Origin of the sequence: Streptococcus mitis, assembly GCF_946188375.1 — a bacterium.
GTDB classification, from domain to species: Bacteria; Bacillota; Bacilli; order Lactobacillales; family Streptococcaceae; genus Streptococcus; species Streptococcus mitis_CX.
This window is the reverse complement of the sequence record NZ_CAMHUS010000003.1, coordinates 105,379-126,385: the sequence shown is the minus strand read 5'-3', so window position 1 is coordinate 126,385 and position 21,007 is coordinate 105,379. Positions and strand designations below refer to the sequence as shown.

Sequence of the window (21,007 nt, the reverse complement as noted above, 5' to 3'; positions counted from 1 at the left end):
TTTTTTCTGATGACTAGATTTTTTGCATTACCAAATAATCACGCGCTCTTCTGGTGAACGCCACATACCGTCTCCTTCTTTGACATCATAGGTTGTAAAGAAATCATCGAAGTTTGGCACTTGCACATTGACACGGAGTTTGGCTGGTGCGTGCACATCGACACTAGCCAAGAGTTTCATAAATTCTGGACGACCTTTCATGCGCCAGATACGACCAAAGTTGTAGAAGAATTCTTCTGCTGAGAAGTCTGGTTCTCTCTTAGCTGCTTCAAGAGCTGCAGCGATTCCTCCCAAGTCCGCCACGTTTTCTGACACAGTCAATTTACCGTTGATGGTTGCACCATAAGAATCCTGTCCATCAAACTGTTCAATAACTTTTTGTGTTTTCTCCTTGAAGGCAGTATAATCACTCTCTGTCCACCAATCCTTGAGGCTACCATTTTCATCAAAAGAAGCTCCGTTGGTATCAAAGGCGTGGGAAATTTCATGGGCAATAACCGCCCCAATCCCACCGTAGTTAGCGGAAGATGACTGATGTAAGTCATAGAAAGGCGCCTGTAAAATAGCTGCCGGGAAAACAATCAGATTCTTCTGTGGATTGTAGTAAGCGTTGACCATATGAGCAGGCATGCCCCACTCCTTGTAGTCTACAGGCTGGTTCCACTTGCTCCAACTGTGCTTGATTTCCACACGCGCAAAAGCTAGAGCATTGTCAAAAAGACTAGCATTTTCATCCACTACTTTGTCCTTGTAGCGTTCTGGCAATTCTTCTGGGTAACCAATATAAGGCTTGATGACATTGAGTTTTACGATAGCCTTGTCACGAGTTTCAGGAGTCAGCCAGTCATTTTTAGCCAAGCGTTCCTTATAGACGTCAATCATGGTTGCTACTTTTTTCTCCACGTCCGCCTTGGCTTCTGGGGAGAATTTTTCATGGGCATACCAGAGCCCCAAGGCTTGTTTGAATGGACCTTGTGCTAGCTGGTAGGCTGCCTTGACCTTGTCTTTGGCTTCTGGAACTCCAGAAAGCGCACGGCTATAGGCACCAGACAAGACACGGATTTCTTCTGTTAAATAGCTGGTTGACAGATTGACAACACTCAAAATCAAGGTTGCCTTAAGGAGAGGCCAAGCTTCCTCACTATAGAATTGGTCTGCTGCTTGCCAGAAACGTTCCTCGTCTACGATAACCTTGTCTGGCACTTGTCCAAGAACTGCTTGGAAAAAGTCATCCAAAGGTAGGGCAGGCGCAAATTTCTTGAAGTCTTCGTAAGCATATGGATGGTAGAGTTTAGCATATTCTGAACTTTCTTCATTAGAAAGCACCACTGCCGCAATGCGACGGTCCAATTCAAGTCTTTTCTCTAGCAAGTCTTCAATTTCTTCATCAGAGAAATCATAAGCCTTGAGGAGATTTGCGCTAGTTTCTTTCCAAAGAGTCAAGAGTTCCTCACGTTGAGGATGGTCTTCAGCATAGTAAGTCGTATCTGGCAAGATTGTGCTTGGAGCACTGGCCCATAGAACATTGATTCTGGCATCCATAAAGTCTGGCGATACACCAAAAGGAAGGAAATTAGGTTTTCCAGCAAGCTCAAACTCTGCTAGTTTGGCAGTGAAATCTGCAAAAGTCTCCAATTCTTGGAATTCTTTAAGGAGAGGCAAAACAGGTGTGATACCGTCAGCTTCTCTCTTGTCAAAATCACGAACTAGGCGGTGGTATTTGACAAAGTTTGCCAAAATAGCATCCTCAGGCACCTCTTCTCCTGCCAACCACTTGTCTGTTGTAGCCAGCATTAAGTCTTCAATTTCCTGATCTAAATCCACAAAACCTCCAGTTTGAGACTTATCTGCTGGGATTTCAGCTGTCTTCTGCCATTCCCCATTGATTGCATCATAAAAATCATCTTGATAACGTGTCATCTTGTTCTCGCTTTCATTTATACTTGCTTTTAGCTTAACAAAAATTACCTGGGAATGCAATTAAAAATGAACTGATACTTTCTATTGTTTTTCAGTTATTATTTTAATTTTTTCAAAAATTAACTTGACTTAATTTTTTTTTTAATGTATATTAAGAGACAGGAGGAATACAACTGTATGATACGTATCGAAAACCTCAGTGTCTCCTACAAAGAAACGTTGGCACTTAAGGATATTTCTCTAGTGCTCCATGGACCAACAATTACCGGTATCATTGGTCCAAACGGTGCTGGGAAATCAACATTATTAAAAGGGATGCTGGGAATTATCCCACATCAAGGTCAGGCATTTCTCGATGACAAGGAAGTGAAAAAATCCTTACATCGAATCGCCTATGTCGAACAAAAAATCAATATCGACTACAACTTTCCCATCAAGGTCAAGGAATGTGTCTCACTAGGACTCTTTCCCTCTATCCCTCTCTTTCGCAGTTTAAAGGCTAAACATTGGAAGAAAGTGCAAGAGGCCCTTGAAATCGTCGGCCTAGCTGACTACGCTGAACGTCAAATCAGTCAATTGTCTGGAGGTCAGTTCCAGCGGGTCTTGATTGCCAGATGCTTGGTGCAAGAAGCCGACTATATCCTCTTAGATGAACCCTTTGTTGGGATTGACTCAGTCAGTGAGGAAATCATCATGAATACGCTGAGAGCTTTGAAAAAAGCTGGGAAGACGGTTCTCATCGTCCACCACGACCTCAGCAAGGTTCCCCACTACTTCGATCAAGTCTTGCTTGTCAATCGAGAAGTGATTGCCTTTGGTCCAACCAAAGAAACCTTTACCGAAGCCAATCTCAAAGAAGCTTACGGTAATCGACTCTTTTTCAATGGAGGTGACCTATGATTGCAGAATTTATCGATGGATTACAAAAATTCCATTTCTTACAAAATGCCTTGATAACAGCCATTGTCATCGGGGTCGTAGCTGGAGCTGTGGGATGTTTCATCATCCTACGCGGGATGTCACTCATGGGAGATGCCATTTCACATGCTGTCTTGCCAGGTGTAGCCCTCTCCTTTATCTTGGGCCTTGACTTCTTTATCGGAGCCATTGTCTTTGGACTACTAGCTGCCATCATCATTACCTACATCAAGGGAAACTCGATTATCAAAAGCGATACCGCCATCGGCATTACCTTTTCTTCTTTCTTAGCCCTCGGTATCATCTTGATTAGTGTCGCTAAAAGTTCAACTGACCTTTTCCATATCCTTTTTGGTAATATCCTGGCCGTCCAAGATACGGATATGTTTATTACTATGGGTGTGGGGGCAGCCATTCTCTTGTTAATCTGGATTTTCTTCAAGCAACTCTTGATTACATCCTTTGATGAACTCTTGGCTAAAGCCATGGGAATGCCTGTCAATTTCTATCACTACCTTCTCATGGTACTCCTGACTCTCGTGTCTGTGACAGCCATGCAAAGTGTCGGAACTATCCTGATTGTAGCCATGCTGATTACCCCAGCTGCAACTGCTTATCTGTATGCTAATAGCCTGAAAAGTATGATTTTCCTTTCCTCAACCTTTGGAGCGACAGCTTCAGTTTTGGGGCTCTTTATCGGCTATAGCTTTAACGTTGCGGCAGGTTCTAGTATCGTGCTTACAGCCGCTAGTTTCTTTCTCATTAGCTTCTTTATCGCTCCAAAACAACGATATTTGAAACTGAAAAATAAACATTTGTTAAAATAAGGGGCAAAACCCCAATAAATTGGAGGATCTAATGAAAAAATTAGGTACATTACTCGTTCTCTTTCTTTCCGTCATTGCTCTTGTAGCATGTGCTAGCGGAAAAAAAGATGCAGCTTCTGGTCAAAAACTAAAAGTTGTTGCTACAAACTCAATCATCGCTGATATTACTAAAAATATTGCTGGTGACAAGATTGATCTTCACAGTATCGTTCCTGTTGGTCAAGACCCACACGAATACGAACCACTTCCTGAAGACGTTAAGAAAACTTCTCAAGCTGATTTGATTTTCTATAACGGGATCAACCTTGAAACAGGTGGCAATGCTTGGTTTACAAAATTGGTAGAAAATGCCAAGAAAACTGAAAACAAAGACTACTTTGCAGTCAGCGAAGGTGTTGATGTTATCTACCTTGAAGGTCAAAACGAAAAAGGCAAAGAAGACCCACACGCTTGGCTTAACCTTGAAAACGGTATGATTTTTGCTAAAAATATCGCAAAACAATTGAGCGCTAAAGACCCTAGCAACAAGGAATTCTACGAAAAAAATCTCAAAGAATATACTGAAAAACTAGACAAGCTTGATAAGGAAGCTAAAGAGAAATTTAACAACATCCCTGCTGAGAAAAAACTCATCGTAACCAGCGAAGGATGCTTCAAATACTTCTCTAAAGCTTACGGTGTCCCAAGTGCCTACATCTGGGAAATCAACACTGAAGAAGAAGGAACACCTGATCAAATCAAGACCTTGGTTGAAAAACTTCGCCAAACAAAAACTCCTTCACTCTTTGTAGAATCAAGCGTGGATGACCGTCCAATGAAAACTGTATCTCAAGACACAAACATCCCAATCTATGCACAAATCTTTACTGACTCTATCGCAGAACAAGGTAAAGAAGGTGACAGCTACTACAACATGATGAAATACAACCTTGATAAGATTGCTGAAGGATTGGCAAAATAATACTCTTCGAAAATCTCTTCAAACCACGTCAGCTTTATCTGCAACCTCAAAGCGGTGCTTTGAGCAACCTGCGGCTAGCTTCCTAGTTTGCTCTTTGATTTTCATTGAGTATAAGCCTCTGAAAAACGTCATTCTCACATGAGCTGGCGTTTTTTCTATGCCCATATTTCCGGTCAAATCATTGGAAAATTTCGACTGTTTCAGCTAAAATGGAAGAAAAAAGATTGGAGTATCTTATGGTAACTTTCCTCGGAAATCCTGTGAGCTTTACAGGTAAACAACTACAAGTCGGCGACAAGGCACTTGATTTTTCTCTCACTACAACAGACCTTTCTAAAAAATCTCTGGCTGATTTTGATGGTAAGAAAAAAGTCTTGAGTGTCGTGCCTTCTATCGATACAGGCATCTGCTCAACTCAAACGCGTCGTTTTAACCAAGAACTGGCTGGACTGGACAACACGGTCGTCTTGACTGTTTCCATGGACCTACCCTTTGCCCAAAAACGTTGGTGTGGTGCTGAAGGTATTGAAAACGCCATCATGCTCTCAGACTATTTCGACCATTCCTTTGGACGTGATTATGCCCTCTTAATCAATGAATGGCACCTATTGGCACGCGCAGTCTTTGTCCTTGATACCGACAATACTATTCGCTACGTTGAATACGTGGACAATATCAACTCTGAACCAAACTTCGAAGCCGCAATTGCAGCTGCTAAAGAACTATAGAAAAAAATCCTCTGTCACAAAGAGTTCCCTGCTCTTTGAAACGGAGGATTTTTGTTATTCTTTAATTATTGTTTATTTTGAAATGAATCCTTCAAAATCTTTTAGTTGAAAATTATATTTTTCAGTGAGTAACACATTATCCACTGCAACATCTTCTCCCAATGGGTAAATATTTCTTTTGAAACGGTTGTAGGAGGAAAATCTCTCCTACACTATTATTGATTCTGAGAGAAAATTGCAAAATATCATCTACCAAACTTTCAATTATTAAGATTTTTTGCAGTTTATCTGAATTAGAATCGCAAGGCTTCTCAATAATATAATTGTCGAATTTTTTCATTCTAACTTCCTCTCCACTATTTCTTCCTTTATCAAGAAAAAGTTACCTCAATATTAATAAAGTACAATTCTAAATTAACTCCAATTATTGATTCATGATAATATTTCAGTAACTCATCGTGCAATTAAAAACAAGGATTTTTATTTCAGACGATCCATCGTGAACACTTCATCAGCCATCTCCCAAATTGTCGGATTATGTGTTGCGATAATGATTAGCCTATTATCATCTCGAAGAGATAGCAAAATCTCCATAATCAACTGAGAGGTTGCTGGGTCTATTGAAGCTGTTGGCTCATCTGCCAGAATAAGGGGTGGATTCTTTAAGATAACTTTTGCCAAGGCAACCCGTTGCGATTCTCCGCCCGATAACTCAAAGATGCGCTTATCTAGGTCAAGATAAGCCAGACCGACCTGTTCTAAAGCCTGCTTCTGTCTCAACCGCTGTTCCGACCGACTCAACTTTTGACCAATGAGACCTAGCTTAAGGTTTTCTTCAATACTTTGGTTTTCAATTAAGCCAAAGTTCTGGAAGAGGTAGCCCAATTCGTGACGGAAAAAATCACTCGATTTATAATTGGCCAAGTCTTTACCTCGGTAAAAAATCGTGCCATCATAAGATTCTAATTTCCCAATCATGTTCATCAAGGTTGTTTTTCCGCTACCACTTGAACCAATTAAGGCATAGACTTTTCCAGCCTCAAATGTTATTGAAAGATTCGAAAATAACTCTCGTTCTCCAAAAGATTTACTCACCTGTTTAAGTTCAATCATATTAACCTCCCTTCAAAACAAGCATGGACATCTTGTTTTCTTTCTGCATTTGGACATGTAACTGTAAAAGAGATAGACCAGTAAAGAGTAACAAGACTAAGAAAGCAACTACTATCTCTACCATAAGAAATACACTCGCAACAAATCCCAGTAAAAACACACCCAGTTGAGCAAAGAGATAAGTGCGATGGATTTCTAAGAACCTGAGACCTGCAATGCGTTTGATAAAAATGGCACGTCTAAATTCTTCAAAGTAGAGCCTATTCATAGTGTTAAACAACAAGATTGAAGTTGCAATCCCAAGCACAGCTCCTGCTAGCATTACCCAACGTTCCCTCTGGATATTATCCAATAATGTGATGTAGTTGTGGTAACCTGTTTGCATTTCTGAGACCCAATTTTCAATGCCTTGTCTCTGGATAAGCTCCTGGGCATCAGACAATTGATTAAAGAGAACGTAGTTCTGTACTGCGTCTACCCAAAACACAATGGACTGTGGACCAGTTGATTGGGGTGTTATAACAATGATGATTGGATCTTTCAAAAACTGCTGGTAAGAAATAGGGGTCGTATTATACACAAAACGATCATGACCTGATTCCAAATAACCTACCGTAGCAGTCATTTGCTGTCGTTCATCTTTACTAGACATGCGACTGGTTAAGTCGTCTTCAAAAACAGATTTATAATGTTCTTCCTCTGAACGGAGGTGTTCAGGCAGCAATAAGACAAACTCCCCTACATCAAGGTGATTCATCTTTTGCTCAATAGTTGTATCTACAGGAATGTTTTGACGCTCCAAGTATTGCGGTGTGACGATAAGGACATTGCCATTCGGGCTGTAATTGTGCCATTCTGTAGAGGTTGTCAAGTTTTTGGAGGAAGCCATGCCATTTTGCAAAGTACGGTCAATTAACTGGTGTCTAGATAAGAAAGCCTTTTGTTCTGAAACAGCCAGATCCATCAATTGATACCAAGTTCTGAGTTTTCTTTGAGCTTGTTCATCAAAACCAGGACTCGTTCCTTCACGGCTGATTGATAGGATAGTCAGTTGCCTTTCCTGACTCCAAACCTCTTGTCCAATCCGATGCTGTTGCCAGGCTTGGGAATACTTTAAGCTACTCCCTATTCCCAGCGTTACAATAATAATCGCTAATAGTTGACCGATTAAAATCAAACTAATGATTCCTCTGACAGGCACTTGCCCTTTTATAATCTGCATCAGGTGTATCTTTTTTATCCCAACTGCGAAGAGTTGAGCGAAAAACAGGGAGATCGACAACAAGATGAGATTATAACAGAGCAAGCCTGCTCCTATGGTCATTAGGGATTGCGTTGGAAGCGACAGAATTTTTTGCATAAGAATGGCGAGCACGCCAGCTAAACTGAAACCAACAGCTATCCCTTTCAAATCCTCACCAACTGGTCTAAGGAAAATGGACCACCGTTTCTCTCCTGAAATGAGGCGAATGCCCGACGAACGTAATTGGCTAATTTGACTAATTAAAGTCAGTGCTCCAAAGGTTAAGATGAAAATCAATAGACTGATTAACTGAAATCCGTTACTAAAGATAGCCATTAACGTAGATAGTTTAGATGGAATTGTCAGGTGCATGTTAGTCAAGCCAAGTTGACTTAGCTCCTCCCTTAGCAAGTGAATATCTAGGTTTCCATTGAATACAAAATAGTTTGTTTCAACACTACTACTTTGAGCATCTTCTAGATTTTTTTCCTGTAGCCCATCAGGCAACTTTCCGTTCCCAAAGGTCGTATAAGAAAACACTGGAGTACCTTCTGAGTTAGGATCCTGGTGTTGAATCGCAATAAAGCTATCCGTTTCTTCTGCTAGTTTTTCCAAGCGTGTAGCAACATGCTGAAAAGTTGTTTCAGGGGAAGAATCACGTACAACAACGTTGGGGTAATAATGGGAAACATATGTATCAGTCCAAATGGTAAATACCCAAACAAAGAACAAACTAGCAAGCAGGTTGGATATGAGTATAAATAATTTTTTCATAGTGCATTCCTTATTCTAAAGCAGAGGGCAGAAATACCCCTGCCCTCTATAAACTAACAAGCTTACTAAACTATTGATAAAAGAATCTTCTTCAATTATTCTTTACCATCCCGCATCAAATGTAATTTGCTCCCCAATTATTTGGATCACGATAGCCTCCATAGGTCCACTCGCCACCACGGTGAGAAGCTACCAAAACAGGAAGAGCCAAACTAAATGCCAAAACGGCAAGGGATGATGCAACTACATATTTTAATTAGAAATCTCAGTCTGAATTATAGTATCCTATTTTTTCCTCCTTTCTAACTGCACGTTCCTTTCTACAGGCAGAGACCTAATTTTATAAACTAATCTTAAATACCTTAGATTTTGTAACTCATAATTTTCAACAGTTGGTTAGCTATGAAAGCATTTTATCAAACATCTCCATTCTTATATCTATCTGGTATTGTTACAAGCTCTCATAAGAATACCTTTCTCTAATAGTTGAATTTTAAAGTAATACGACATCAATCAGCCTTCCCAACATCAAGACCATTGGACTTCTTTTGTGATTGCACTCAAATCTTCAATTGTTTATTCTTCTGAATAAACTGTTGGTAAGGAATTGTATTACTAAACGTAAAAACCCCTAGTAATGCTAATATAGCTAATTTTTGAATTCCACAATTTTTCTTCATTCGTGAAACCCTTTTCTTTTTCGTTATTCTTATTTTAACAGATATATTTTATGTAGCCAAGCATTTTTATGTAATTTTTGACTTTTTTTTATTTATTACCATAAAGAATTATTTGTTTCTTTAACTTACTATTTTGAACTAAAAATTTTATAATGAAATTAAGTAAATAGGAAGGTTTATTATCTTTAATGAATACACTCGCAGAGAAATTCAGATTGAAAAGAAAAGAGTTGAGACTCTCCCAACAAACTCTTGCAGAAGGAATTTGTGAACAAAGTCAGATTAGTAAAATTGAGAGAGGGCATTTCATTCCCTCCGCAGACCTTTTGTTCAAACTCTCACAACGACTCGAAGTGCCATTAGATTATTTTTTCAATGAACAAATTGAAATTAAATCTAACCTCTCTAATTTCAAGCAATTATCTGCTCGTCTATTAGATGATAGAAATTATGACGATTTGGAATATATTTATAGAATAGAGATTGAACGAAGTGCTTTTCTAACACTAGAAGACCGAACTTACCTTGAATGGATTAAAGCTATTATTGACTTCTATCAATATGACAGTAAGTGTGAGGCAATTTCTTCATTGGAAAATATATTATTAAAAGTCTCCTCAAATACTCTGATTTATTTAAAGGCATTGAATACTCTATCAAATTTCTATTCCTTAGTGGGTCGTGAACAAGAATATGAGGCAAACTACTCTCATTTGATGGAGTTATATCAGACAAAAAATTTTGAGCATCAAGAGTTTTTATTTGGCTACATCAGAGTTCGTTACAACTACGCTCACTACCTAGTATCAAAGGAAAAATATAATGAAGCCATCCAAGAAGCTCTTGAGACGATTGAACTCTGTAAACAAAGACAGACAAGCTACCAACTGGCTCCTCTACTTATTCTTGTAGGAAATGCTGGAGCCAAATTTCTAGACAAAGAACAAGTCAAAAATTATTATATAGAAGCAAGAGAGTTATGTAAGATTTATAACAATCCTTTAATGTTGATGAAGATAGAAAATTATTTGAAGGAATTAGATACTGTTTAGTTAATCTTGACATTATAGTTTTTCTGAAACGTTAAATAACCTGTAAGGCTGATAGTGAAATTAATACTATCAGCCTTATAATTATGTGACTATTAGTCCGTCTCGCTCCGCTAGGTGCGAGACAAAAAAACTCCAAACGCAATACAATAAAGGTGTTCAAGCCAATTGTAAAGCGAAAGGAGAAAAATATGGCACAAAAGGCTCATAGTTTATCGCACACAAAGTGGCACTGTTCTATCACATTGTGTTCACCCCTAAGTATAGACGAAAAGTCATCTATAATCAATATCGAAGTAGTTTAGGCGAAATATTTCATCGCTTGTGTAGTTATAAAGGAGTTGAAATTATCGAGGATCACTTAATGCCAGACCATGTACACATGTTAGTAAGTATTCCACCAAGGATAAGTGTTTCGAGTTTCATGGGTTATTTAAAAGGAAAAAGTGCACTCATGATGTTTGACAAACACGCCAATCTCAAGTACAAGTTTGGGAATCGGCATTTCTGGGCGGAAGGTTATTATGTGAGTACGGTTGGACTCAATGAAGCCACAATTAAGAAATATATTCAAGATTAAAGAAATTATCCAGTGGATGATTTCTTCACGAGTATGAAAATTCGAGAACGAGTAAAACATGATATAGCACTAGATAAATTGAGTGTAAAAGAATATGAGGATCCCTTTAGGGATAGTGGTAAGTAATACTAAAGCCTCTTTAAGAGGCAAGTGACGAGTCAAGAGCAATAAGGCTTGAACAACGTGAAAGCCAGCGTCTTGAGGCGCTGGCTGGTAATTTGGGCTTATAGCTCTGGGACAAACCACCCGTTTGACGGATGGTCATGATTTACGAGTAAATATAAGTTCAAGCTACTAAAAACAACTACCTTACTCTACAGATTTCAAGGCTTCAAGCATATCAACCTTTCTCAGATGATGATTGACAAAGAAACCAAGCAGGGTCAAGATGATGCTTACTGCTGCCACTGGGATTACATAAACTTCCCAGCCTACCTGCGGATAAAAGAGAATAGTCGCAGGCGAAATCATTTGAATCAAAAATTGGTGTAAATAGAAACCTGAGAGCAGACCAAGTACGACTCCAACAAGGGACAAGACAATCGTCTCACGGTAAATATAAAAGGTGACTTCATTATTATGAAAACCGAGCACCTTGATAGTAGAGAGTTCACGGATTCTCTCAGCCACGTTGATATTGGTCAGATTGTAAAGGATAACAATGGCTAATAGAACTGATACGATGACCAAGATGGTCATGGTTTGATTGAGTGAGCTAGCGACGGAGTCAAAGAGTCGAATGGCTGAAGCATTTTGGACGACACTGGACACCCCAGCCTGATTCATGAGTAAACCTGCCTGCCTTTCGATACTAGGCGCACTAGAATCCTTTAGCGATACCAGATAAGTGTTGGATGGAGGTAGCTGTCCGTAAAGTTGCTCATAGCTAGCTTGACTCATATAAACAAAGTGACCAACGTAGTTCTCAGCAACAGCAGCAACCTTTAGCTCCTTACCTTCAATTTCTAAAGTCTGTCCAACTTTAACACCTGCCAGCTGGGCGAGTTTAGCTGTGATGACAACACCATCTTTTAAAGTCAGCTCCTGCTGATGATTTTGCAGATGGATAAAGGGAGTCAAATCTTCCTTATCTGTCATCATAAGGGTAATGGTCTGAAGACCAGCCCTGCCTTTGAAATCCTTGTCTAGCGTTTTAGAATAGATTTTCTGGTAGTCTTGGATGTCCTGCCCTTTCAACACTTCTTCCAACTCTGCCTTGTCCTGATTGGTCGCACTAGGATTTTCAGAGACAATCATTTGGTACTGTTGGATTTGTTGAAACTGTCTAGACGGAACTCCTGCTACAGAGGATTGGATTCCCAAGCCTGCAAAGAGCAGAGCGACTGAACCAGCCACACCAAAGATTGTCATCAACATCCGCTGTTTATAACGAAAGATATTGCGGGCTGTTACCTTATGGGTGAAACTGAGACGACGCCAAATAAAACCGATGCGCTCCAGTAAGATTTTAGCTCCTTTGACAGGTGGTTTAGGAAGTAAAAGCTGGGCTGCTTCATCATGAAGTTCCCTCCGAGCCACCAGATAGGCTGGTAACACACTCGCCAACCAACTCAAGCCAAGAGCTAGTAAACTATAGCTCCAATAGAACTGAATCTGGGTTTCTCCCACTACCATGCCTTTTGTAATGACACTTGAAATTACACTGGCTAGCAAATAATGACCAAGTATGCTACCTAGAGCTGTGCCGACAGTCCCAGCCACTAGACCGTAGAGGAGAAATTTAGCGATAATATCCTTACTGCGATAGCCCAAGGCCTTAAAAATCCCTGCATGTGTTCGCTCTTCATCCACAAAACGAGTCATAGTTGTAAAGGTCACCATAGCTGCTACGGCATAAAGCACTACAGGAAAGATATTGCCCACTGCCCGAATACTGGCTGAAGCATTGCTGTACATGAGATAGCCCTGACCACCTGGCATGGTCTGACGATTATAGACTTGATACTTGGGCTCAGCCAAATCATCCAAAACTTGCTGATGTTTGTCTAATTTTTCCTTTTCTTGGGCTAAATTTTGTTCAGCTTGCTTTAGTTTATCTTCTTCCTTGCTCAATTCCTGCTTGGCTTGGGTAAGTTGAGCAATGGCTTGTTCTCTCTGAGCCTGATGCAACAAGGCTAGTTGACTTTCCTGAGCTTGTAAACGAGCTTGAGCAGCTGCTAAACGACGCTTGCCTTCCTGCAAATTAGTCTGAGCCTTGTCAAGGGTCTCTTGACCTTTGTCTAGAGAGTCTTGTCCTTCTTTTTTCAAGAGTTGCAGACGTTCCTTGCCATTATCTAACAAAGCTTGTTCAAGCTCTTCCTGATGTTGCCTGGATTTTTCTTCATAAGCTTCTGAAAAAGCATTTAAGTCTGCTAAATCTTGATATTTCAAACGAGCTATATTGTAGACTTTCTGATCAAACTGACTAGGTAAAATTACCCCATAGGCTGTCAGAGTCCCACTTCCACTTCCTGCGTAACCCATATCTCGCTGGGAAAGGATTTCAGCCGAATCCACAAAACCAGTAATAGTATAAGTATGGTCTTTTAAAGAGGAATGACCACCTTCTTTGTCTTTAAAACTAATCTCCTGTCCCACGCTATATTGACTCTGCAGATGACTGGCCAAAGCGATTTCCTGGTCTGACTGCGGAAGTCGCCCTTCTCTTAACTGAAAGGTTGAAATTCGCTCTGGTTTGGAATACAGCCGAATGGCATCCTGACCATTATCCATTGTCACATCTGTCAAGTAGCCAAACTCAACCTCTGCACCCTGAGTCTGTTCTAGTTCTTCTTGATCTGCTTGATCCAAACCATAGTTAGACATGACTGCCAAATCCAAGGTTTTAGCAGTGGTTAAATAATCATTAGCTGTCGCCTCCATATTGGGACTAGTCACTTTGAGACCGACTAAGGCTAAAGACCCCAACATCATCAAGGTCAAGATGGATAAAAAACGCCCCTTGGAGCCGCTGAAGGACTGAATCAAGTCCTTCCAATAAGTTTTTCGCTTGATCATACTAGTACTCCAAACTGTCAATATCCTGAGGATGCTCATTAATCGTCACACTCTTAACCGTGGCATCACGCATGTGAATCACCCGATCCGCGATAGGAACTAGCGAGCTATTGTGAGTCACGATGATTACCGTCGCTCCCTTTTGTCGAGACATGTCTTGGAGAATCTTCAAAACCTGCTTACCTGTCTGATAATCCAAGGCTCCTGTCGGTTCATCACAAAGAAGAATTTTAGGATTTTTGGCAACTGCGCGTGCAATGGAGACTCGCTGTTGCTCCCCTCCAGAAAGCTGGGCTGGAAAATTATTGAGACGATGAGCCAGACCTACATCTGTCAGAACCTGCTCAGGATCCAAGGCATCCGTCACGATTTCAGAAGCTAGTTCCACATTTTCCTTAGCAGTCAAATTGGAAACTAGATTATAAAACTGAAAAACAAACCCCACATCATTTCTACGGTAATTGGTGCGCTGGTGGGAACTATAGTCTGCAATATTAACACTATCTATCCAGATTTCCCCTTCATCATTGGTATCCATTCCCCCAAGAAGGTTAAGAACTGTTGACTTACCAGCACCTGACGCACCAAGGATAATAACCAATTCTCCCTTTTCAATCTCAAAATTCACATCACGATTGGCCACAATTTCCGTGTCCCCAACTTGATAACGCTTGTAACAGTGTTTCATCTCAATATAAGCCATCAGACCCACCCTCTCTCAAACAAATTACTTCCTATTATCATTATAACGCTTTTTCGAAGAGTTGGATACTAGAATAAAAAGAAAAACCTAGGTATTCCTAGGCTTTCTTTTTACAAATTATTTTCCAAGGTAGTATTCAGAAACTACGTTCAATTTTTCGTCGAATTCGAATACCAATGGTGGGAAGTTAGGGATTTCCACGTCCATGATTTCGTCATCTGACAAACCTTTGATGTGTTTTACAAGGGCACGGATTGAGTTACCGTGAGCTCCTACGAATACGTTTTTGCCATCTTTAAGAGCTGGAGCGATTTTATCTTCCCAGAAAGGAAGGGCACGTTCCAAAGTCACTTTCAAGTTTTCAGCATCTGGGATAACTGAGTCGTCAAGTGAAGCGTAACGACGGTCTGTATGAGCTGAGTGCTCATCATCACGGTCCATGTTTGGAGGCAATACATCGTATGAACGACGCCAGATGTGAACTTGCTCATCACCAAATTGTTCAGCAGCTTCAGCTTTGTTTTTACCAGTCAAACCACCGTAGTGGCGTTCGTTCAAGCGCCATGATTTTTCAACTGGAACCCACAATTGGTCAGAAGCTTCAAGAGCCAAATTAGTTGTTTTGATAGCACGTTTCAATACTGAAGTGTAAGCTTGGTCAAATTCAATACCAGCTTCTTTGATCAATTTACCAGCGTCAATCGCTTGTTGTGTACCTTTTTCAGACAAATCAACATCAGCCCAACCAGTGAAAAGGTTAGCTTTGTTCCATTCAGACTCACCGTGGCGAGCAAAAACCAATTTTACCATTAGATGGATTCTCCTTTAAATTTTCCGAGGTTTCCCCTCGTTTATCTATTCTATTTTACACAATTTTTCACAAAAAAGCTAGTCAAAACCAAAAAGGAAAGGACTGTTTGGCAATCCTTTTCCTTATTTTTATCCTTCAACTTTGAATTTTTTGAGACTTCCTAAAAATAGTGAACCACCGATAATTGCTAGGATTCCTCCTACCCATCCTAATACTGGAATCAAACCTACCGCACCGCCTACAATCAGAAGAACAGAAGGAGCCGAACCAACTCGCTCTTCTCCCTTATAGTAAACAATCGCGATGATTCCCAAAACAAGAATGGCTATTTTTAATACTGTTGGAAGTAGAACACCTGCTATACCTGCTGTTGCTGCAGAAGCTGTTAATTCTGAGCTTTGAGTCGCTACTGCTGTTGCTGCTGTATTGACAGCTGCAGCCAATAAGAATAATGGTGCAATTAATAAGTAAATACCACCTACTAAACCAACAATACCACTATAAAGTGCTAAAGCTTTTGACTTCATAATAAAATCTCATTTTTATTTTTTTCAAATAAAATTGTATCATATTTGCTAAAAAAAAAAAAGCATTTTCTGAAATTATAAAATAAAAACTTGCATAATATGAAATAAAATTAAGCAAATATGTGAAAAGAAATTTCCATTTCACCCTTGCTAGTCTCCTTACTTTTTGTTAGAATGATGTCAAAAAATAAAGAAGGTTAACATTATGCCACAACATCTCTTTAAAGAATTGGCTCAACTAGAGCAAGTAGAGGCTCTAGCTCTAGGAAGATCACGGGCTGGACAAGATTTTGACAAAGACTCTGACTATGATGTATATGTCTACCTCAGTGCTCCTCTCTCGCCAGACATACGAAAAGAAATCCTCAGTAAACACTGCACCTATATGGAAATCGGTAATCAATTTTGGGAATTGGAAGACGATTGTGTTCTCAATAATGGTATCGAAATCGAGCTAATTTACCGCTCTTTGAACGAATTTGACAAAGATTTACAAGCCGTGGTTTTAGAGCACCAAGCCCAGAATTCTTACACTACTTGTATGTGGTACAATCTGCTCAACAGTAAGATTATCTACGATCGAGATGGTCACTATGCTGCCCTCCAGAAAAAGTATAATCTTCCTTATCCAGCTGAACTGAAAAAGAATATCATAAACAGGCAGTCCCTGCTTCTCGACCAAGCTATGCCAGCTTTTTCAAGGCAAATCAAAAAGGCCCTCAGACGCCAAGATTTACTCAGCATCAATCACCGTACTAGTGAGTTTTTCGCCTCTTATTTCGATTTGCTCTTCGCCTTCAATGAGCAGCTCCATCCAGGAGAAAAACGCATGCTCCAGTTCGCAAAAAACAAATGCTCTCATCTACCTCAAAATTTTGAAAACGATATTCAAGACTACTTTCAAAATCTCTACCAACTAGTTCACCAGCAGAAAACAGTCCTAACTTTAGAGCATCTCCTATCAAATCTTAAACACTTGATTGATGAATCCCTTTAGAATGCCAACAGATAAAAGCTCATGAAATCTACTTTTCAGATGATTCATGAGCTTTTTGAAATTCAACAATATACAACGATGTAAAGCTAATTGAGACAAGGAAACGACAATAAACTTCTATCATTATAAAAACGCATCATATCAGATATTCAAAACCTTGATACAATGCGTTTTATAGACTATAGGACTAGTTGTCTTTTCTTCTCAGATTGAGTTTTCCCTGGACTTTTCAACTTATTTCTCTTCAAATCCTTCTGCGACTGCGTCTGCAAAGTTTTCTTCTACGATGCTTGCACAGTGGTCACAGATGACTGCATGGTAGCTGCGTTCTGCTGTTGTTGGGTCGATACGACGGCAACGGTCACATACTTCACCTGCAGCGCGTTCAACTGTAAAGGCTACATCTTCGAAGCTAACGGCAGCTTCTGGAGCTGGTCCTTCTGCGATGGTCAATTCTGACACAATCAAAAGTTGAGCTACATTGCTGTTTACTGCTTCGAGTAGAGTTTTCACAACTTCGTTTGGATAAACTGTCAAGTGTGCTTCAAGTGATTTACCGATTACTTTGGCATTACGAGCTTCTTCCAAGGCTTTTTGAGCTTGTCCACGGAAATCCATGAAGGCTGCCCAGGTATCCAAGATTTCTTCTTGGTTAGCAAACATCTCTGCTTCTGGCAATTCTGACAATTGAACAAAATCTTCTGCTTCAAACTCAAGATATGACCAGATTTCTTCCGCAGTGTGAGGAAGGATTGGTGTCAAGAGTTTGGTGATTTTGACAAGAATGTCATAGAAGACAGTCTGCATTTGACGGCGTTCCAATGATTTGGCACCTTCGATGTAGACAACATCTTTGGCAAAATCAAGGTAGAAGGCTGACAAGTCAACGTTGATAAAGTTCACCAAAGCCTTGTAGATTGTCAAGAATTCAAAGTTTGCATAAGCATCACGAATGGTCTTGACAAGTTGGTTAAAGCGAATAGTCATATACTTATCAACTGAACGAAGCTCATCGTAAGCTACTGAGTCTTGAGCTAGGTTAAAGTCAGATGTATTGGCAATCAAGAAACGAAGGGTGTTACGGATTTTACGGTAAGTTTCAGAGACTTGGCTCAAGATATCCATAGAGATACGCACGTCATTGCTTGAGTCAACACTTGTTACCCAGAGACGCAAGATTTCTGCACCAAATTGTTTTTCAACATCACTTGGAGCAATGGTATTTCCAAGAGATTTAGACATCTTCTCACCTTTACCATCAAGGGTAAAACCTTGTGACAAGATTTGTTTGTAAGGTGCTACGCCATGGTTGGCAACAGATGTAATGAGTGATGAGTTGAACCAACCACGGTATTGGTCAGAACCTTCAAGGTAAAGGTCAGCTGGATAAGTCAGATTTGGACGATTTATCAAAACACCATTCCATGATGAACCTGAGTCAAACCATACATCCATAATATCTGTTTCTTTCTTGAACTCCCCATTTGGAGAACCTGGATGTGTAAATCCTTCTGGTAAGAGATCTTTGGCATCACGTTCCCACCAAATGCTTGAACCATGTTCTTCAAAGAGTTGAGCTACATGCTCAATGGTTTCAGCAGTCATGATAGCTGTACCATCTTCAGCGTAGAAGATAGGAAGTGGAACACCCCAAGCACGTTGACGAGAGATAACCCAATCGCCACGGTCACGAATCATATTGTAAAGACGTACTTTACCCCATTCTGTATGGAATTTCACTTTATCAATAGCATCCAAGATTTCTTGGCGGAATTTTGAAACAGAGGCAAACCATTGTGGTACTGCACGCCAGATGATTGGTTTCTTAGTACGCCAATCAAATGGATATGAGTGAGAGATTTCTTCTTGAGCAAGAAGGAGGTTACCAAGTTTTTCAATAACAGTTGGTACAACCTTGTCGTAGAACTGACCTTCAAACTCAGGACCAGCATTAGCCATCATAATACCACGTTCGTCAACAGTCACTGCGACTTCAAGACCATTAGCAATACCAACATTGTAGTCGTCCTCACCAAAACCAGGGGCTGTATGGACGATACCTGTACCAGAGTCAGTGGTAACGTGATCACCAAGGATCACCAACTCATCTACAGCTGTATCCCATGGATGTTCTGTTACGATGTGGTTGAGTTCTTGACCACGGTAAGTTGCCAACACTTGAACATCAACCCAGCCAAATTTCTCAGACAAGCTAGTCAACAATTCTGCAGCAACGACAAACTTACGAGCTTCACCAGCAGGTTGAACCAAGACGTAATCAATATCCGCTCCGACAGTTAAACCACGAGAAGCTGTGATAGTAAATGGAGTAGTTGTCCAGACAACGATGTAGGTATCTGTATCTAGAACACCTTTGCCATCTTTTACTTTATTGGCATAGTAAAGGGAAGTTGAAACCAAATCATGGTATTCAATTTCCGCTTCGGCAAGGGCTGACTCAGATGACCATGACCAGTAAACTGGTTTTGCACCACGGTAGATATAGCCTTTATTAGCCATCTCACCAAATACACGGATTTGGGCTGCTTCATAGTCTGGAGTTAAAGTCACATATAAATTTTCCCAGTCACCTGACATCCCCAAGCGCTTGAAATCATCACGTTGTTTATAAACTTGAGAAAGAGCATATTCACGGCAAAGTTTCAAGTACTCAACCAAGTCCATTTCTTTACGTTTGACACCTTGTTTTGCCAAAACTTGCTCGATTGGCAGACCATGAGTATCCCAACCCGGGATATAAGGTGCGTTAAAACCTGACATAGACTTAGAACGAATGATGATATCTTTTGAGATATGATTCATGGCATGTCCAACGTGGATATTTCCGTTTGCGTATGGAGGGCCATCATGCAAGACAAAATGCGGTTTCCCTTCATTTAGTTCTTGACGACGTTGATAAAGTTTTGCATCTTCCCATTCCTTTTGCCAAACTGGCTCTTTGGTAGGAAGGCCTGCACGCATTGGGAAAACTGTTTTCCCAAGATTAAGGGTATCTTTGAGTTTCATGGTATCTCCTTTATAAATAATAACAAATTAAAAACCACGACTGCCAAAAAGGACGAAAATCGTGGTACCACCTTTATTCGAAAAAAGACTCAGCTTTTTTCCTCTTATCCCGTAACGTGGGGAACGTCAAATCTTACTCCATTCAGACTTGAGTTTTTGAGAGGATAATCTTATCATTAGGGAATGCAGGACTCACACCATCTCCTGCTCGCTGGAAATATAAGGATAAGATATTGTTCTCAGATCATTTCTTATAAAATTGTAACAGATTCTTGCGGTGCCGCAAAACCTGGTTCTGAGTTTACAGCTTCAGTAGCTGGTGTTGGTCCTGAGTAATGGCTTGGAGCTACTTCTGGCTCTTCATACATTGGACCAACTGGATGAGCTGGACTTTCTTCAACAACAGGAGATGGTGAAACCACTTGTTCCTGTTCAGCTCTTGCTTCGGCTTCCGCAAGTTCCTTATTAGCCGCTTCGATACGCGCTTGCAACTCTGCCATTTCCTCGGGAGAAAACTGACGAGTAATATCAATTGGTTCTTCCTCTTGATGTTGTTGTAAGACAGAGTCACCTAAGACTTCACTTACTACTTCTTTGAAAGCCTCATCACTTGTTTGAAGATAAGTAGCTGTTGGACGAAGAATATCTTCCCAATCTGAAGATTCAACAATTGCTAACTGGCTCTCAATTGTTGATTTGAGACGTTGATGGAAGACACGGCTCTTGTTCTTCAATTCTTCTGTTTCAACAGCAACTTTCTTGGCATTATCAGTTGCTTGACGAAGAATTTCATTTGCCTTGTACTTAGCTTCTTCCAACAAACGTTGTGCATCCTGCTCTGCTTGTTGGATAATATTGTTTGAGCGTTCAGTTGCAGCTTGTTTTACTCGTTCAGCTGTATCTTGTGCAATCAATACAGACTGGCTCAATGAATCTTTCATCTCATCAAAGTAAGACAAACGCTCTTCCAAACTCTTAATATGTAAATCCTTATCATGATTAGAACGAACCAAATCTTCATAATCACGGACTACAATATCTAAAAATTCATCTACTTCTTCTTGATCAAACCCTCTAAAGCGTGTGCTAAAGGTTTTATCTTTGATTTCTAACGATGTAATTGGCATAATT

The 21,007-nt window shown here is 40.2% G+C and carries 15 protein-coding genes and 3 pseudogenes; 7 read left to right on the top strand and 11 right to left on the bottom strand.

Annotation, left to right across the window (positions count from 1 at the left end; all coding sequences use genetic code 11):
- Positions 1-27 precede the first annotated feature (27 nt).
- Positions 28-1,920 (bottom strand): endopeptidase PepO, encoded by a 1,893-nt coding sequence (pepO, locus tag N8M16_RS04775; RefSeq protein WP_261069712.1) that lies wholly within the window; start codon positions 1,918-1,920, stop codon positions 28-30.
- 177 nt (positions 1,921-2,097) lie between these two features.
- On the opposite strand from pepO, the gene N8M16_RS04770 reads away from it, so the two are divergent.
- The 4 genes from N8M16_RS04770 to tpx all read left to right on the top strand — a co-directional run bounded on the left by N8M16_RS04770 (position 2,098) and on the right by tpx (position 5,354).
- Positions 2,098-2,820 (top strand): metal ABC transporter ATP-binding protein, encoded by a 723-nt coding sequence (locus tag N8M16_RS04770; RefSeq protein WP_261069711.1) that lies wholly within the window; start codon positions 2,098-2,100, stop codon positions 2,818-2,820.
- On the top strand, positions 2,817-3,665 hold the full coding sequence (locus N8M16_RS04765; protein WP_000559776.1) for a metal ABC transporter permease: 849 nt from the start codon (positions 2,817-2,819) through the stop codon (positions 3,663-3,665). Before N8M16_RS04770 ends, N8M16_RS04765 begins: the two co-directional genes overlap by 4 nt.
- Positions 3,666-3,696: 31 nt before the next feature.
- Positions 3,697-4,626 carry a metal ABC transporter substrate-binding lipoprotein/adhesin PsaA gene (psaA, locus tag N8M16_RS04760; RefSeq protein ID WP_000733078.1) on the top strand — a complete coding sequence of 310 codons (930 nt, stop codon included), beginning with the start codon at positions 3,697-3,699 and terminating at the stop codon, positions 4,624-4,626.
- A gap of 236 nt (positions 4,627-4,862) precedes the next feature.
- Positions 4,863-5,354, top strand: coding sequence for a thiol peroxidase (gene tpx / locus N8M16_RS04755; RefSeq protein WP_261069710.1), 492 nt, complete (start codon positions 4,863-4,865; stop codon positions 5,352-5,354).
- 181 nt (positions 5,355-5,535) lie between these two features.
- Here tpx and N8M16_RS04750 read toward each other — a convergent pair.
- The 4 genes and pseudogenes from N8M16_RS04750 to N8M16_RS04735 all read right to left on the bottom strand — a co-directional run.
- Positions 5,536-5,694 (bottom strand): annotated as a pseudogene (locus N8M16_RS04750) (competence protein ComA); the annotation flags it as partial.
- Positions 5,695-5,834: 140 nt separating this feature from the next.
- Positions 5,835-6,467 carry an ABC transporter ATP-binding protein gene (locus N8M16_RS04745; RefSeq protein WP_261069709.1) on the bottom strand — a complete coding sequence of 211 codons (633 nt, stop codon included), beginning with the start codon at positions 6,465-6,467 and terminating at the stop codon, positions 5,835-5,837.
- Position 6,468: 1 nt separating this feature from the next.
- Positions 6,469-8,484, bottom strand: coding sequence for a DUF1430 domain-containing protein (locus N8M16_RS04740; protein WP_261069708.1), 2,016 nt, complete (start codon positions 8,482-8,484; stop codon positions 6,469-6,471).
- A 563-nt stretch (positions 8,485-9,047) separates the two neighbouring features.
- A pseudogene (locus N8M16_RS04735) lies at positions 9,048-9,164 on the bottom strand (PhrA family quorum-sensing system peptide); the annotation flags it as partial.
- 188 nt (positions 9,165-9,352) lie between these two features.
- On the opposite strand from N8M16_RS04735, the gene N8M16_RS04730 reads away from it, so the two are divergent.
- Together N8M16_RS04730 and tnpA are read left to right on the top strand one after the other, a co-directional pair.
- Entirely contained in the window at positions 9,353-10,216 is an 864-nt protein-coding gene (locus N8M16_RS04730) for a helix-turn-helix domain-containing protein (RefSeq protein WP_261069707.1), read from the top strand.
- A gap of 188 nt (positions 10,217-10,404) precedes the next feature.
- A pseudogene (tnpA, locus tag N8M16_RS04725) lies at positions 10,405-10,919 on the top strand (IS200/IS605 family transposase).
- 183 nt (positions 10,920-11,102) lie between these two features.
- Here tnpA and N8M16_RS04720 read toward each other — a convergent pair.
- From N8M16_RS04720 to N8M16_RS04705, 4 genes are all read right to left on the bottom strand, one after another.
- Positions 11,103-13,811, bottom strand: coding sequence for an FtsX-like permease family protein (locus tag N8M16_RS04720; protein ID WP_261069706.1), 2,709 nt, complete (start codon positions 13,809-13,811; stop codon positions 11,103-11,105).
- A gap of 1 nt (position 13,812) precedes the next feature.
- Positions 13,813-14,514, bottom strand: coding sequence for an ABC transporter ATP-binding protein (locus tag N8M16_RS04715; RefSeq protein ID WP_261069705.1), 702 nt, complete (start codon positions 14,512-14,514; stop codon positions 13,813-13,815).
- A gap of 117 nt (positions 14,515-14,631) precedes the next feature.
- Positions 14,632-15,324, bottom strand: a complete 693-nt coding sequence (locus N8M16_RS04710) for a phosphoglycerate mutase (protein WP_000240129.1) — start codon at positions 15,322-15,324, stop codon at positions 14,632-14,634.
- A 129-nt stretch (positions 15,325-15,453) separates the two neighbouring features.
- The gene (locus N8M16_RS04705; RefSeq protein ID WP_261069704.1) at positions 15,454-15,852 is read right to left on the bottom strand and encodes a hypothetical protein; all 399 of its coding nucleotides are present in this window, start codon (positions 15,850-15,852) and stop codon (positions 15,454-15,456) included.
- A 205-nt stretch (positions 15,853-16,057) separates the two neighbouring features.
- Between N8M16_RS04705 and N8M16_RS04700 the strand changes: the two genes are divergently transcribed.
- The gene (locus tag N8M16_RS04700) at positions 16,058-16,849 is read left to right on the top strand and encodes a nucleotidyltransferase domain-containing protein (protein ID WP_261069703.1); all 792 of its coding nucleotides are present in this window, start codon (positions 16,058-16,060) and stop codon (positions 16,847-16,849) included.
- 234 nt (positions 16,850-17,083) lie between these two features.
- Here N8M16_RS04700 and ileS read toward each other — a convergent pair whose 3' ends face one another.
- Together ileS and N8M16_RS04690 are read right to left on the bottom strand one after the other, a co-directional pair.
- Positions 17,084-19,876, bottom strand: a complete 2,793-nt coding sequence (gene ileS / locus N8M16_RS04695) for an isoleucine--tRNA ligase (protein ID WP_261069702.1) — start codon at positions 19,874-19,876, stop codon at positions 17,084-17,086.
- 251 nt (positions 19,877-20,127) lie between these two features.
- On the bottom strand, positions 20,128-21,003 hold the full coding sequence (locus tag N8M16_RS04690; RefSeq protein WP_314725818.1) for a DivIVA domain-containing protein: 876 nt from the start codon (positions 21,001-21,003) through the stop codon (positions 20,128-20,130).
- Positions 21,004-21,007 lie beyond the last annotated feature (4 nt).

Coding starts and splice junctions, on each gene's coding strand:
- N8M16_RS04710 (WP_000240129.1), bottom strand. CDS start 15,324: ATGGTAAAATTGGTTTTTGCTCGCCACGGTGAGTCTGAATGGAACAAA.
- pepO (WP_261069712.1), bottom strand. CDS start 1,920: ATGACACGTTATCAAGATGATTTTTATGATGCAATCAATGGGGAATGG.
- N8M16_RS04715 (WP_261069705.1), bottom strand. CDS start 14,514: ATGGCTTATATTGAGATGAAACACTGTTACAAGCGTTATCAAGTTGGG.
- N8M16_RS04705 (WP_261069704.1), bottom strand. CDS start 15,852: ATGAAGTCAAAAGCTTTAGCACTTTATAGTGGTATTGTTGGTTTAGTA.
- psaA (WP_000733078.1), top strand. CDS start 3,697: ATGAAAAAATTAGGTACATTACTCGTTCTCTTTCTTTCCGTCATTGCT.
- N8M16_RS04720 (WP_261069706.1), bottom strand. CDS start 13,811: ATGATCAAGCGAAAAACTTATTGGAAGGACTTGATTCAGTCCTTCAGC.
- N8M16_RS04730 (WP_261069707.1), top strand. CDS start 9,353: ATGAATACACTCGCAGAGAAATTCAGATTGAAAAGAAAAGAGTTGAGA.
- N8M16_RS04765 (WP_000559776.1), top strand. CDS start 2,817: ATGATTGCAGAATTTATCGATGGATTACAAAAATTCCATTTCTTACAA.
- tpx (WP_261069710.1), top strand. CDS start 4,863: ATGGTAACTTTCCTCGGAAATCCTGTGAGCTTTACAGGTAAACAACTA.
- N8M16_RS04700 (WP_261069703.1), top strand. CDS start 16,058: ATGCCACAACATCTCTTTAAAGAATTGGCTCAACTAGAGCAAGTAGAG.
- ileS (WP_261069702.1), bottom strand. CDS start 19,876: ATGAAACTCAAAGATACCCTTAATCTTGGGAAAACAGTTTTCCCAATG.
- N8M16_RS04740 (WP_261069708.1), bottom strand. CDS start 8,484: ATGAAAAAATTATTTATACTCATATCCAACCTGCTTGCTAGTTTGTTC.
- N8M16_RS04745 (WP_261069709.1), bottom strand. CDS start 6,467: ATGATTGAACTTAAACAGGTGAGTAAATCTTTTGGAGAACGAGAGTTA.
- N8M16_RS04690 (WP_314725818.1), bottom strand. CDS start 21,003: ATGCCAATTACATCGTTAGAAATCAAAGATAAAACCTTTAGCACACGC.
- N8M16_RS04770 (WP_261069711.1), top strand. CDS start 2,098: ATGATACGTATCGAAAACCTCAGTGTCTCCTACAAAGAAACGTTGGCA.